At 57.8% G+C, this 14,199-nt stretch carries 13 protein-coding genes; 3 read left to right on the forward strand and 10 right to left on the reverse strand.

The features are described 5' to 3' along the window. Nucleotides 1-28: 28 nt before the first annotated feature. From AC2TCY_RS18105 to AC2TCY_RS18115, 3 genes are all read right to left on the reverse strand, one after another. Nucleotides 29-2,968 (reverse strand): DNA translocase FtsK, encoded by a 2,940-nt coding sequence (locus AC2TCY_RS18105; RefSeq protein ID WP_480849468.1) that lies wholly within the window; start codon nucleotides 2,966-2,968, stop codon nucleotides 29-31. 14 nt (nucleotides 2,969-2,982) lie between these two features. Then, complete coding sequence (locus AC2TCY_RS18110; RefSeq protein ID WP_480849470.1) at nucleotides 2,983-4,164, reverse strand: aminotransferase class I/II-fold pyridoxal phosphate-dependent enzyme; 1,182 nt, start codon at nucleotides 4,162-4,164, stop codon at nucleotides 2,983-2,985. A gap of 109 nt (nucleotides 4,165-4,273) precedes the next feature. After that, nucleotides 4,274-5,602 carry an amidase gene (locus AC2TCY_RS18115; RefSeq protein ID WP_480849472.1) on the reverse strand — a complete coding sequence of 443 codons (1,329 nt, stop codon included), beginning with the start codon at nucleotides 5,600-5,602 and terminating at the stop codon, nucleotides 4,274-4,276. A gap of 53 nt (nucleotides 5,603-5,655) precedes the next feature. Here AC2TCY_RS18115 and AC2TCY_RS18120 point away from each other — a divergent pair, with 53 nt between their 5' ends. Beyond that, the gene (locus tag AC2TCY_RS18120) at nucleotides 5,656-6,918 is read left to right on the forward strand and encodes an FAD-dependent monooxygenase (RefSeq protein WP_480849473.1); all 1,263 of its coding nucleotides are present in this window, start codon (nucleotides 5,656-5,658) and stop codon (nucleotides 6,916-6,918) included. Here the strand turns inward: AC2TCY_RS18120 and AC2TCY_RS18125 are convergent. The 5 genes from AC2TCY_RS18125 to AC2TCY_RS18145 form a co-directional block, all read right to left on the reverse strand. Beyond that, nucleotides 6,915-7,100 carry a Trm112 family protein gene (locus tag AC2TCY_RS18125; RefSeq protein WP_480849475.1) on the reverse strand — a complete coding sequence of 62 codons (186 nt, stop codon included), beginning with the start codon at nucleotides 7,098-7,100 and terminating at the stop codon, nucleotides 6,915-6,917. The two genes, AC2TCY_RS18120 and AC2TCY_RS18125, sit on opposite strands and share 4 nt — an antisense overlap. Beyond that, complete coding sequence (locus tag AC2TCY_RS18130) at nucleotides 7,097-7,738, reverse strand: LON peptidase substrate-binding domain-containing protein (protein WP_480849477.1); 642 nt, start codon at nucleotides 7,736-7,738, stop codon at nucleotides 7,097-7,099. Before AC2TCY_RS18130 ends, AC2TCY_RS18125 begins: the two co-directional genes overlap by 4 nt. Nucleotides 7,739-7,765: 27 nt before the next feature. Then, complete coding sequence (trxA, locus tag AC2TCY_RS18135; protein WP_480849479.1) at nucleotides 7,766-8,683, reverse strand: thioredoxin; 918 nt, start codon at nucleotides 8,681-8,683, stop codon at nucleotides 7,766-7,768. Between the two features lie 86 nt (nucleotides 8,684-8,769). Then, nucleotides 8,770-9,558: an exodeoxyribonuclease III gene (locus AC2TCY_RS18140; RefSeq protein ID WP_480849481.1), complete on the reverse strand. Its 789-nt coding sequence runs from the start codon at nucleotides 9,556-9,558 to the stop codon at nucleotides 8,770-8,772. A gap of 195 nt (nucleotides 9,559-9,753) precedes the next feature. Beyond that, entirely contained in the window at nucleotides 9,754-10,440 is a 687-nt protein-coding gene (locus AC2TCY_RS18145; RefSeq protein WP_480849483.1) for a response regulator transcription factor, read from the reverse strand. Nucleotides 10,441-10,601: 161 nt separating this feature from the next. On the opposite strand from AC2TCY_RS18145, the gene ribA reads away from it, so the two are divergent. Next, complete coding sequence (ribA, locus tag AC2TCY_RS18150) at nucleotides 10,602-11,696, forward strand: GTP cyclohydrolase II (protein ID WP_480849485.1); 1,095 nt, start codon at nucleotides 10,602-10,604, stop codon at nucleotides 11,694-11,696. Next, the gene (locus AC2TCY_RS18155) at nucleotides 11,693-12,193 is read left to right on the forward strand and encodes a L,D-transpeptidase family protein (RefSeq protein ID WP_480849486.1); all 501 of its coding nucleotides are present in this window, start codon (nucleotides 11,693-11,695) and stop codon (nucleotides 12,191-12,193) included. The genes ribA and AC2TCY_RS18155 overlap by 4 nt, the downstream gene beginning before the upstream one ends. Here the strand turns inward: AC2TCY_RS18155 and AC2TCY_RS18160 are convergent. Together AC2TCY_RS18160 and AC2TCY_RS18165 are read right to left on the reverse strand one after the other, a co-directional pair. Beyond that, nucleotides 12,177-12,836, reverse strand: a complete 660-nt coding sequence (locus AC2TCY_RS18160) for a YggS family pyridoxal phosphate-dependent enzyme (protein ID WP_480849488.1) — start codon at nucleotides 12,834-12,836, stop codon at nucleotides 12,177-12,179. The two genes, AC2TCY_RS18155 and AC2TCY_RS18160, sit on opposite strands and share 17 nt — an antisense overlap. Nucleotides 12,837-12,938: 102 nt before the next feature. Beyond that, nucleotides 12,939-13,988: a porin gene (locus AC2TCY_RS18165; protein ID WP_480849489.1), complete on the reverse strand. Its 1,050-nt coding sequence runs from the start codon at nucleotides 13,986-13,988 to the stop codon at nucleotides 12,939-12,941. Nucleotides 13,989-14,199 lie beyond the last annotated feature (211 nt).

Raw genomic sequence — 14,199 nt, forward strand, 5'->3', positions numbered from 1 at the left:
ATGTGCTCTGCCCTTGTTATTAAATATCCTATTGTTCGGGGACGAGGATTTCGCGCTTACCGACGTGATTTGCCGACGAAACAACGCCTTCGTCCTCCATTTGCTCAACAAGCCGCGCAGCTTTGTTGTAACCAATGGCAAGTTTCCGCTGAATGTACGAGGTCGAGCATTTGCGATCCTTGATCACAATCGCCACGGCCTGATCGTACAAAGCGTCTTCGCCGTTGGTGTTGCCACCGGTGTTCAGGCCCAGAACGGCGTCGATATTGTCGGCCTTATCTTCGGCCGGGCCATCCAACACCGTACTTACATAGTCCGGCGGGCCGAACTGCTTCAGGTGGTTGACGATTTCCTCGACCTCTTCATCCGAGACAAACGGGCCATGGCAACGGGTGATCTTGGCGCCACCAGCCATATAGAGCATATCGCCCTGCCCAAGCAGTTGCTCGGCGCCCATCTCTCCCAAAATGGTGCGGCTGTCGACTTTCGATGTCACCTGGAACGAAATCCGCGTGGGGAAGTTCGCCTTGATCGTACCGGTGATCACATCGACCGAGGGCCGCTGCGTGGCCATAATCAGGTGTATGCCCGAGGCACGTGCCATTTGCGCCAGACGCTGGATGCAGGCCTCGATCTCTTTGCCCGCGACCATCATCAGGTCGGCCATCTCGTCGACGATGACGACGATATAGGGCATCGCTTCGGGCGCGAATTCCTCGGTCTCGAACATCGGCTCGCCGGTCTCATCATCGAACCCGGTCTGCACCGTGCGGCTGAACATCTCGCCTTTGGCCAGCGCATCCTTAACGCGGCCATTATAACCGGCGATGTTGCGAACGCCCATTTTGGACATCTTGCGATACCGGTCCTCCATTTCGCCCACGACCCATTTTAGGGCCACAACGGCCTTCTTGGGATCGGTCACAACGGGTGACAGAAGGTGCGGGATGCCGTCATAGACCGACAGTTCCAGCATCTTGGGGTCGATCATGATCAGGCGGCATTCGTCCGGTGTCAGCTTATACAGCAGTGACAGGATCATCGTGTTGATTGCCACCGACTTACCGGAACCGGTGGTCCCCGCGATCAGCAGGTGAGGCATTTTGGCCAGGTTCGCCACAACGGATTCACCGCCGATATCCTTGCCCAGCGCCAAGGGCAGAGCTTGGTTGCCATCACCGAAATCACGGCTGGCGAGGATTTCTCGCAAAACCACCATTTCGCGGTTTTCATTGGGCAGTTCGATACCGATGACCGAACGCCCCGGCAATGTCGAAACCCGGGCCGACAGCGCCGACATCGAGCGCGCAATATCGTCTGCCAGACCGATCACACGGCTGGCTTTCAGACCAGGCGCAGGCTCCAGTTCGTACATGGTCACAACCGGGCCGGGGCGGACGCTGACGATCTCACCTTTCACGCCGTAATCATCCAGCACGTTTTCAAGCATCCGCGCGTTTTCTTCGAGCGCTTCGTCGCTGAGATGATGGCGCTGAATGGCCGCCGGGTTCGATAACAAGCTCAGCGGAGGAAGTTCGAAATCCGAATGCCTCTCTTCAAACGACAGGGTCGGCTGTGCCTCGGCCTGAGCGCGACGCGACGGTGGCGGAGCGCGGCGCACGGGTTGCGCCACAACAGGTTTACGCGGCTCGGCCACTGGGATTTTCATCGCTTGGCGCGGTTGCTGTGCAGGTTCAGGCGCGTCCTCGAACACGGCCTCATCCTCAAAATCAGGGTCGGACTGATAAGCCTGTGCTGGGTCTGGTTCGGGCGCATAATACGGATCCGAAGCGTCTTCCTTTCCAACCGGTTCCGACCATTCCAGCGCTTCACCTGCAGTCAACGGTGGCTCGGGCGGGAGACCCGTTGCAGTCATCGGAGGTTCCGGCGGCAATTCCCCAGCCTGGCCTGCGTTCAGGATCAGAGGATCTGGTCCCCTGCCCCGCCCTTTTGTCAGCGGTAAATTCGGATCCGGTTCAGGTGTCATTTCACCAGTCGCGACCTTGCGATTGCGCACAGCAGCGGAAATTTTCGAGCGGATACGGTCTTCGCCCGGCATCTCATAAAAACCCTCGACCGGGTTGGGATCGACCAACTCGGGCTCCGGCATGGGTTCTGGTCGGCGGATCAAGGAAGGCATCCGCGCCAACAGGCCGCTTTTCAGAGGCTCGGGTTCGGCTTCCGGTTCTTCAAAAACCGGCTCGGCATAAGCTAATTCGTCTTCAAAAACTGCTTCAGCAGCTTCCAAGCGGGCCGATTTGCGTTCGTCCCATTGCGAACGTCTGTCACGAGCCGCCTGCGCGGTTGCAGACGCCCCCCGACCAAGCAGGTTCATCAATGTATCGTAAGACAGAACAAGCCCCAACAGGAACGCCCGGAAGCCTCTCTGGACATCGTTTTTTGTGAACCCCAGCACAAATACGCCGAGCGCCAGCATACCGCCCGCCATGGCCAGCGACATCAGTTTAACCATGAAGTGCGACGAGATCGGCAGCAGTGTCAGCAGTGCCCCCATGACGGTGTCGCCAAACAACCCGCCCAGCCCAAAGCTGTGCGTAGCCCGCCACGCATCTCCTGGCACGAGGGTCGCCGCATAGACCGAGACAATTGCAATCCAGATCGGGGCAAAGATCAGACGAGCTACGGCACGATCTTCACCAAAATGCCCGGCAAAACGTACACCCCAGCCGATCAGGACCAACGCGATGCTCCAGCTGCCCCAGCCGACGATCATGAACAGCGGCGCCGCGATTGAGGCACCTATCCGGCCCATCCAGTTCTGTACCGGCGCATCCGTCGACACCATCCAGTTTGGATCTTCCGGTGTGTAAGACCAGATCATCGCCGCCGCCGCAAACCCCAGCAGGATCAAGGCGATTCCGATCAATTCCTTGCTGCGCCGTTCAATGGCCGCCTGCGTGGTGCTGTCCAGCAATGGATCGCGTTTGCGCGCGTTTAATGATGCCATTTTGCCCTCGTACCTCACGAATAGATGCAGTCGCGGAGCGTAATCAGCCCGCGCTGCAACTCTTTTTTTGGGGCCACCATTGCGACCCTGATAAATGCTTCGCCCGGGTTCTGCCCCGGATCGCCTTGAGAAAGATATGCACCCGGCAGAACCCGAACACCGGTTTCCTGCCACAACTTCAAAGCCGTTTTCTCGCCGTTTTCGACCGGCAGCCACAAAAAGAATCCGGCTTCGGGCGGCATATAGCCCTGCAGACCGGCGAACACTGTGTCTGCAATGGCGTATTTTTCCTGATAAAGCGCACGGTTTTCGGCAACATGCCCCTCATCTGCCCAGACCTTGGCCGCGGCCGCCTGCAAAGGCGCAGGTAGCGGTGCCCCTGAATAGGCCCGTAACTGCTTGACCCGCCTGATCGTTTCCGGTCCACCTGCAATCAGCCCCGAGCGCAAACCAGCCAGATTTGACCGCTTTGAAAGCGAGTTGAACAGGGTAATACGTTCGGGGTCGGCCCCAAGATCCTGTGCGACAGTCAGAACACCAACAGGTGCTTTGTCGCGATAAATCTCAGAGTAGCATTCGTCAGCGAAAATACGGAAATCGTATTTTTCGGCCAAGCGGATCAACTCGGCCCAATAGTCCCGTGAGGCGACCGCGCCCTGCGGATTGGCAGGCGAACAGATATAGGCCACGGCGGTCCGGTTCAGCACGTCTTCAGGCAGGTTCACGTAGTCTGGCAGGTGGCCCGTCGCGGCTGTGGCCGACACGAAATACGGCTGAGCGCCGACCGAAATCGAAGCGACCATATAGACCTGATAAAACGGATTTGGGCACAACACGATCGGCTGCTGGCCATTTTTCTGTTCAGGGCAAAGTGCCATTGCGGCGTTGTACAACCCTTCGCGCGTGCCGTTCAGGGCCATTACATTGGTGTCTGGGTCCATGGTCACGCCATAACGACGCCTGATCCAGTCCGTGATCGACGTGCGCAGTGCAGGTGAACCTTCGTTCGGCGGGTAGCCCTGAAAATCAGCAGCGTTCTGCATGATCACATCCGTCACCCAGCCCGGAAAATCATGCATGGGGGTGCCAATGGTCATATGAACGACCTCACCGCCCGGTTGGTGATGATCCAAAAGGGCGCGCAGACGCGGGAATGCATATGCCGGTAGGTTCGAAAACCGCTCGGGAAAATTCATAACTACTGCCTCAATGCCGGGATCATTTGCGTCCCGGTTTTCTGGCAGATTACAGGCCGAGCCCCCCTTCGTCCAGACAAAGAGGTGCCGAATCAGGGGATTGTGGCATTCAGGCCAATGCGGTTTCGACGGCTGCACCCAGCCGTAAAAGCACCTCTTCGGACCTTGGATAACCCAGCATCATCAACCCGCAACTTGGTGTTCCGGTGGGCACGGTCAGCGACGCCAGCCCCATCAGATTGCCGATCCGGGTATTGCGCAATGCCAACAGGTTTTCGGTGACGTAGTATTCGTGATCATTCATGAGGCGATCCAGATTCGGTGGTAGAATCGGTGCGGTCGGTGCCAGAACCGCATCGAAACCGACGGTGGCGGCATCCCAAGCGTGGCGGCAGGCTTTAAGTTTTGCCCAGGCCGCCACATAGTCCGGCCCGGATACTTCCTTGCCGATGCGGAATCGTTCGAGGATTTCCGGGTACATCGCATCGGGGTTCGCTTCGATCACATCCCGCCAAAGACCATAGGCTTCGGTCGTGTAAAGGACCCCCGACAAGCCCATCGCCTCGTTCAGTTCTGGCACCTCCAAAGGCACGATTTCGGCGCCGGCCTCCTTCAATTTCTGCAAGGAGTCTTCGTATGCCTTGCGCGGGGCCTCGCGTAAATCGTCCTTTGCGACATTCTGCAGATCAGCAAAACGGCGACCTTTCAGGGTGGCACCCCGCAAGTCAGCCGGGGTGCCACCTTCAAGCAAAGCCAACATATGCGCCGCATCTTCAACCGAACGCGCCAGTGGACCGATCGTGTCAAACCTCAGGCACAGTGGCACCACCCCCTCAAGGCTCAGACGCCCGGCGGTGGTTTTCAGCCCAACCAGATCGTTCCAAGCTGCGGGTATGCGCACCGATCCGCCCGTGTCCGAGCCGATCCCGCAGGCCGCCAGCCCCCAGGCCACAGACGCGCCGGCCCCTGAAGACGAGCCACCCGGAACTGCATCCTCGTCATGGACGCATGGCGGCGTTTCGGTGATCGGGTTCAGCCCGAGGCCGGAAAAAGCCAGCTCACTCATATGCGTTTTTCCCAGACACACGGTCCCCATTGCCGCAGCATTGTGCAATACCAGCGCATCCGCATCAGGCATACGGTCTTTCAACAGGGCCGAGCCTGCCTCGGTCACGGTCCCGGCAGTGTCAAACAGGTCTTTCCAGCTTATCGGAACCCCGTCCAGCAGGGACCGGCGCAGGCCCAGTTTAGCCCGTTCCTGCGCCGCTTGTGCCTCGGCCCGGGCACGGTCGTGGGTAACGCGGGCATAGATCCGATCCTTGTGTGGATGCGCGTCTATGGCGGACAGGTAAGTTTCGGTCAGCTCTACCGGATCAATCTGCCCCATCCCTATGCCGCGACCCAAATCACATGCGGTCATGGTTAGCCAGTCCTGCATCCTGCCCCCCCTCTGGAAATCTGCTTAACGGGACGGTAGCGACAGGACCGCACATGGACAATCCCGAAAGGGGGCGCATATTGCGGGTCATGAAAAAGGCTTCCGATATTTTGATCGTAGGGGGCGGGCTGAACGGACCCGCTCTGGCTCTGGCGTTGGCGCAGACCGGCCACACAGTAACCGTCGTTGATGCACTGGCAGAGAAAGTGCGCAAGAACGCCGCGTTTGACGGGCGTGCCTACGCCTTGGCACTGGCCTCGCAACGGTTGCTGGATGCAGTCGGCGTTTGGGATAGGGTCGCTGAGCATGCTCAGCCGATGCTCGAGATCAAGGTAACGGACGGCCACGCAGGCGCCGGACCATCGCCGTTTTTCATGCATTTCGACCACGCCGAGATCGAAGAAGGCCCTATGGGCTATATGGTCGAAGATCGCCACCTGCGCCGTGCGTTTCTTGAAGCGATGGCCGACGAACAGAATATTACCGAAATCAGCGGCAAGACGGTTGTATCGCAGGAAATCACCTCAGCAGGCGTCGCTTTAACTCTGGATGACGGAACCGCAGTGTCCGGCAACGTGCTGGCGGGGTGTGATGGTCGCCGTAGTGGCACCGCCCAGCGAGCTGGGATCAAACGGACGGGTTGGGACTATGGGCAGACTGCGCTGGTTTGCGCGATCGAACACGAGCTGCCACATCACGGTATCGCACATCAGTTCTTCATGCCGCCAGGCCCTCTGGCGATCCTGCCACTTACCGGCAACCGCAGCTCGATCGTCTGGAGCGAACGAACCGAGACTGCACAGCGCATCAACGCCCTGCCCGAAGCGGAATACCTTCAGGTCCTGCGCCCGCGGTTCGGCGATTTTCTAGGCGATATCAAGTTGCAAGGTGACAGATTCACCTATCCTCTGAACCTGACCATCGCCAACTCCTTTATCTCGGACCGGTTGGCACTGGTCGGAGATGCCGCCCACGGCATGCACCCGATTGCGGGACAAGGCCTGAACGCGGGTCTGCGCGACGTGGGTGCGCTGGCCGAAGTTCTGACCTTGGCGGGGCGCCGGGGTGAAGATATCGGCTCTACTCTGGTGATGGAACGCTATCAGGAATGGCGCCGGTTCGACACGGCATCACTTGCGATGGCGACGGATGTGTTCAACAAGCTGTTTTCCAACGACAATCCGCTTTTGCGCATTGGGCGAGACATTGGAATGGGGATTGTAGGCTCGCTGCCGGGGCTTCGCCGTGGTTTCGTGCGCGAAGCCGCCGGCCTTACCGGAGACCTGCCAAAACTGCTGCAAGGCCGACCGATCTAGTCAAGCTCGCGCGCCTCATCGACCAGCATCACCGGTATGCCGCTGCGGATCGGAAAGGCCAGACCGGCCGCTTTGGACACCAATTCCTGCCGCTCGGCATCGTAATGCAGTGTGGTATGGGTCTGCGGACAGATCAATGCCTCAAGCATATGGCGGTCAAAAGCGTGCTGTGTATCGCTCATTGCAGTTTTTCCTCGTTTGAGCCGCCACGCATGGCAAACTCGATCAATGTTACCAGCGTTTCGCGGCGCGTACGCAGGCATGGGGCCTCGAGCAAGGCCTGCTTGTCCTCGGGTTCAAAATCCAGAAGCATCGACAAGGAGTTGACCAGCAACTCGTCGTCCGCGTCTTTCATCGTATCCCAATCGGTTGACAATTGGCGCGATGAAAAGAACTTTTCCAGCAGGGTCAGGAATCGACTGCGGTTAAAACCATCATCGACCTCGACCTTGCCCAGATCGCGGTCAAACCCCTCCCAGGACACCAGACAGCGGCGATACGGCGTGAAACTGTCCAACTCTGATTTCACGCGGAATCGCGAAACACCTGTCAGTGTGATCAGATAGCGGCCATCCTCGGTTTCCGAAAACTGCGTCACGCGACCGGCGCAACCGATCTGGTGCAGTTTATCTCCATTACTCAGGCACGGATTCGGCTGAACCATTCCGATCAACCTTTCCTGAGTTTTCAATGCGTCGTCCAGCATTTGCAAATAGCGCGGCTCGAAAATATGCAGCGGCAAGCGCGCGCGCGGTAACAGCAGTGCCCCGGGCAAGGGGAACACAGAGACTGTGTCCGGCAGGTCAGCTGGATGCATCATAAATCCGAGTGTAGCCCTGATCGGAGATTAGGCAAATATCATCGAACTCAGCTTGCGTCGGCCGTTCAGTACAATCTGGTCATTGGGCTTGAGTGCGTCAAAGATCGTAAACAGCTGTGCCTTGGCCGCGCCATCGTTCCATTCCCGGTCCCGGCGGAACAGCTCCAGCAGCTGAGAAACGGCCTCTTCCACATTGCCATTGGCATGCAAAGCCTGCGCCAGATCGAACCTGGCTTGATGGTTGTCCGGATCCGCCTCGACCGCCGCAGTCAGCTCACCGACCGGGCCGGCATCCGCGGCCTGTTTGGCCAGCTCCAGCTGAGCGTGGGCCGCTTCGATCTCGGCCGAGGTCGAAATTTCGGCCGGCGCTCCGTTCAGGATCGCCTCGGCCTGATCCAGATCACCCAATGCGATATGAGCACGCACCAAACCGCCATAGGCGCCAGCATGGTTGGCATCTTCGCCCAGAATAGCCGAAAAGGTCTGGGCGGCATCCACGGCGGCACCTTCGGTTAGCATCTCTTCGGCGGCCTGAACGGCATCGTCCAGTTGTTCGCCCGGGCTTTCGCCGCCTGCCGCTTCGATCACGCGATCCACGAACGCTTTTATCTCGGATCCTGGCACTGCACCCTGGAAACCATCGACGGGCTGCCCCTTGTGGAATGCATAGACCGTCGGGATCGACTGAACGCGCAATTGCCCGGCAATCATCTGCGCTTCGTCTACGTTGATCTTGACCATCTTGACCGCACCCTTGGCGGCGGTCACGGCCTCTTCAAGCATTGGGCCCAAAGTTTTACATGGACCGCACCAAGGCGCCCAGAAATCGACGATCACAGGGGTTTCCTGCGAAGCTTCGACCACATCGGCCATAAAGGTGGCCTCGGTTCCGTCCTTGATCAGGTCGGTGGCTGTGGTGTTGTCCGCGCCGTTCAAAAGATCCATTGCATTCACTCTCAGGTTCAATTTTGCGCTCTATATGCAACCGCCCGAGCCAGAAACCAAGGGCGGACTTTTGGTTTACTCTGGTATCAGAGGTCAAACGTCGCAAATACTGGCGCGTGATCGCTAGGTTTCTCCCACCCGCGCGCGTCCCGCAGGATGCGGCTGGAATGCCCAGCATTCGAGATATCTGGCGTCGCCCAGACATGATCCAGCCGTCGTCCCTTGTCTGCTGCATCCCAGTCGCGGGCGCGATACGACCACCAGCTATAGAGCTGACCTTCGGGGATATCCTGCCGCGTAATATCGATCCAGCCACCCGCATCCTGCGTCTCGGCCAGATGCTCAACCTCGATGGGAGTGTGCGAAACGACCTTGAGCAGCTGTTTGTGCGACCAGACGTCATCTTCGCGCGGCGCGATGTTCAGGTCGCCTACCAGAATGGATTTCTCGGGCTTTTCTGCATGGAACCAATCGCGCATATCGGTGAGATAGTCCAGTTTCTGGCCAAACTTCTCGTTTGCTTCGCGATCTGGCACATCTCCCCCGGCCGGAACATAGAAGTTATGGATCGTCACACCGTTTTCCAGCCGCCCCGAAATATGGCGGGCATGGCCGAGCCCGGCAAAATCCTTGTCACCAACTTCCTCCAGTGGCAGTCGCGAAAGGATGGCGACGCCATTATATCCCTTTTGCCCACGCGCGATCATGTGCGTGTAACCCAATGCGGCAAATCCTTCGGTCGGAATCTTTTCAACAGGCGATTTACACTCTTGCAGGCATAGTACATCCGGCGCCTCTTCCTGCAGCAATTTCAGCACGATAGGCTCGCGCAGGCGGACCGAGTTGATGTTCCAAGTGGCAAGGGTGAAAGGCATGTCAGGGGATTCCTCTGTCGCGGTTGGCGCACCCTAACGCGCGTTCCTTCCCAGTTCCACGACAAAAAAAGGCCAGGCCATAAGGCCCGGCAGTCCAACAGGGAGGTACATGTCATAACCCGGACATGCACGGGTTGGGAGTAACCTAAATATAACTACAGAGTATCACTTTGATCCAAGTCAATCCACCTCCGGTCAAGATACCAGACGATATCCGCCGGATTCTGTGACCAAAAGGCGAGCATTTGATGGATCAGGCTCGATCTTCTGACGCAGACGGTAGATATGTGTTTCCAGCGTATGGGTGGTCACTCCGGCGTTATACCCCCAGACTTCGTGCAGCAGGACATCGCGTGCCACAACACCGTCAGTTGAACGGTAAAGAAACTTGAGGATGTTCGTTTCTTTCTCCGTAAGGCGGATTTTGCGGTCATCTTCGGTCATCAGCATCTTCATCGCCGGCTTGAACGTGTAGGGACCCAGAACGAATACCGCATCCTCGGACTGTTCGTGCTGGCGCAGCTGGGCGCGGATGCGGGCCAGAAGTACCGGGAATTTGAACGGCTTGGAGACATAGTCATTCGCCCCGGCATCGAGGCCCAGTATGGTGTCTGCGTCACTGTCATGACCGGTCAGCATCAGAACCGGGCTTTTGACACCCTGTTTCCGCATCAGGCGGCACAGCTCGCGCCCGTCGGTGTCCGGCAGGCCGACATCCAGAATAACCAGATCGTAAATCGCCTCGCGCGCCCGCTCCATTGCGGATTGACCGTCTGACGCTTCGAACACATCAAAGTCCTCGGTCATCACAAGTTGCTCACTAAGCGCCTCGCGCAGGTCCTCGTCGTCATCCACCAACAGGATTTTCTTAAGCTGAGCCATTTACGGTCCTCCTAAACCTTTTCCATCACTTGCGTGCGCAAAAGGCAATCAGCAAGATTTGCTGCAATGGTTTCACGCCCTCGTGTCTGACGCGCAGGAAATGTTTCACATTTTACAGTGATCGGGCTAGGAGAGGGGTCGAACGTTACAGGGTAACACACATGAGTCTTATTCCCGACATCAAGGAACTGCTGGCACGTGCGCGGGCAGATCTGCGGATGGGTCTGCCTGTCGTCCTGACAGACGACACCGGTACCAGCGTACTGGCCCTGACATCCGAGACACTAAGCCCGCAACGTTTAGCCGATCTGCGTGCGTTAGGTGGGCAGCCGGTCGTGGCCATTACCGTGCGGCGGGCAGAAACACTTAAGGCGCGGGCCTATGACGGCGATTTGGCGCGGGTTCTGATTCCAGCGGATGCAGATCACAGTTGGGTACAGGCCATTGCAGATCCGTCCGATGACCTGAATGCGCCAATGAAAGGCCCGCTCATGTCAGAGCGGCAGGGTAACGCCAACCTGCATCGCATCGCCATCGCCTTGGCCAAATCTGCCCGCCTTTTGCCCGCTGCCGTTATCGTGCCCGTCGCGGATGGCCGTGAATTTGCCGCGACAAACGGCCTGACATGCATCGACCACACTCGCGCAGCGCCCCATCTGGCAGACCGAAGCGCACTGCACGAAGTTGTTGCCGCACGTCTGCCAATGGAAGTTTCCGAGGCCGGACGTCTGCATGTTTTTCGTCCCGAAGATGGCGGTGAAGAGCATTACGCCATCGAGATCGGACGTCCGGATCGCGAGAAACCAGTGCTTGCGCGTCTGCATTCAGCCTGTTTTACCGGCGATCTGATGGGCAGCTTGAAATGCGATTGTGGTCCTCAACTGCGTGGTGCGCTGGCTCAGATGGGCGCCGAAGGGGCGGGGGTTCTGCTGTACCTGAACCAGGAAGGACGCGGGATCGGTCTGGCCAATAAGATGCGCGCCTATTTCCTGCAAGATCAGGGGTTTGACACTGTTGAGGCCAACCATCGTCTGGGATTCGAAGATGATGAGCGCGATTTTCGCCTTGGCTCTGACATCCTGAAGTCCCTCGGATTTGGTTCAGTGCGCCTGCTGACAAACAACCCCGCCAAAATCGCGATGATGGAACGCACGGGAATTGCCGTCACTGAACGTGTCCCACTGAAGGTTGGCGAAACCGCACATAACCGGGGATACCTAGCGACTAAAGCCGAAAAATCGGGCCATTTGTTTTGACGCCGGATGATCTGGTTCTGACACCGAAAGGAGTTCGCTTTCTCGGGCGCATCTTTCCCTGTGCGATCGGCAAGGGAGGGTTGAGCAACAACAAGCGTGAAGGAGACGGGGCCACACCAACCGGTGTTCATCGAATTGCCGGATTGCTCTATCGACCAGACCGAATACCCTCCCCTGCCCCTTGGGCCCAAGCTATAGGGCCTCGCGATCTGTGGTCGGATGATCAGGCCGACCCTGAATATAACCGGCATGTTGTTGCGCCATATTCTGGCAGCCATGAAATACTGCGGCGCTCAGATCCATTGTATGATTTGGTTTTGATCACCGATTGGAATTGGCCAAATGCGATTCCCGGCCGTGGTTCGGCGATTTTCCTGCATCAATGGCGGCGCCCGCGTTACCCAACCGAAGGGTGCCTGGCTTTTCGCCGCGATCACTTACACTGGATTGCCCGGCAGGTTGTCCCGCACACGCGGTTAATTATCCCTGAGGTTTGACGCGTTCACCAAAAATGGCGGATCCCACGCGCACATGGGTCGCTCCCAGGGCGATTGCGGAATCGAAATCACTGCTCATACCCATCGACAACCCTGTCAGACCATTTCGAGCGGCGATTTTGGCCAGCAACGCAAAGTGCAGCGACGGTTCTTCATCAATTGGCGGGATACACATTAGACCGCGAACCGGCAGCTCCATGCCTTTGCACTCGGCGATAAATCCATCCGCATCCGATGGCAGAATCCCTGCTTTTTGGTCTTCCTCGCCGGTATTAACCTGAATGAACAGGTCAGGGCAGGAGCCGATCTCCTGCGCCAGCCGAGCAAAGGTTTTGGCAAGTTTCGGGCGGTCCAGCGAATGGATTGCCTCGCATAGCTCCATCGCCTGTCGGGTTTTGTTGGTCTGAAGCGGGCCGATTAGATGCAGGTCGATATTTGCATACCGCTCTTTGAAGGCGGGCCATTTGCCCGCTGCCTCCTGAACGCGGTTTTCACCAAAACAGCGATGCCCCTGTTCCAACACAGCCTCGACCCGATCATTGGGCTGCACTTTGGACACGGCGATCAACTGAACCGAACCTGCGGCGCGTCCGGCCTTGGCTTCAGCTTTGGTTATTCTGTCGGTGATATCTTGCAGCGACATGGGGCCTCTCATTTTGCAGTAGCAGCAGGAAAACACCATGTTGACACAAAAGAAAAGGGCAGGTCCGAAGACCTGCCCTTAAACCTTGCGGTTCAGCTCAACTTAGAAGTTGAAGTTGACACCGAAGTCAGCTTGCAGGGTGCTGTCAGTTGCCAGACCGCGCTCGGACTGACCGATGCCGCCTTTCAGCGATACACCACCACCCAGATCGTGGATGACACCGATGCCGTACTGCTGGTTGTCGTCATCACCCGAACCGTCACCGTAGGCGAAGTTCACGGTTGTTGCCGAGCCAACGTTGTAGGCCAGCGACAGACCGTATGCGGTGCCGTTGCGGGTAGCCAGGTTCACGTCATCGTCCGCGACAAACAGAGTTGCGTTCAGATCACCAAAGTCACCACCCAGGGTCAGGACGGTCAGGCTGCCGCCGCTAGCAGCGGTGCTGTCGTTTTCACCATAGGCCAGAGCTGCGGTGATGTTGTTGAAGGTGTAAGTCGCGCTTACATCCCAACGATCAGCAGATGCAGTCGTGGCTGTGATGGCAGTACCACCACCCGTTAGGGTCGTAGTGATCGCATCACGCTGGTCATACGAAGCGCCGAAAGCAAAATCGCCGACTGCGTACTGGAAGAACACGGCGTTCGAACCTGAACCGGTCGAATCAAACGACAGGAAGCTATAGTCAACACCGGAATACTGACCGATGAAGAATTCCAGACCGGGCTCGTTACCGTAGTAGTTTGCCAAGTTGTCGAACGAACCCGAAACGTTGCCGGCGTCCACACGCAGACCACCGTAAATGGCCGAGAAACGCGCGCCGCTCAGTGTGGCCGCTTTCTGTTCACCCAGGGTTGGGGCGTCGTCGGCCTGAAGACGAACACGAGCCGAGAACTCGACGCCGCCGTCGGTTTCTGTAATCCCGTCGATGTTCAGACGAAAGCGCGAGACCAGAGAAGTATCAGGACCGTCGATGGTCGCTGTCAGAGTGGTCAGCGCAGTACCGGCAGTGTTCACAACCACCCTGGACGCCGTTGCGGAACGATCTTCCACATAACCCAGACCAAAACGACCGTAGCCGCTGAACTTAACTTCGGCCGCTGCAACACTTGCGGTTGCGATCAGAGCGGTCGATGCGAAGAGAACTTTTTTCATCTTGTTTCCCTCGGTTTCAAAGATTTTCTACTCGACACATGCCAGGCACATGTCTCAGCACGGTCACCGTTTCGCTCTTTTTGCCCCCTTTGCGCAAGCTTGCCATAATGCCCGTCCCGTCATTCGGGCCGAATTGGTGCAAGGATGTCACAGTCCGATTTGGCGCGTTCTGTGCTGTCCGCTCACGCCCTTATGTAAAGAATGGGCTTGT

It is taken from the genome of Ruegeria sp. HKCCD7181 (assembly GCF_057221055.1).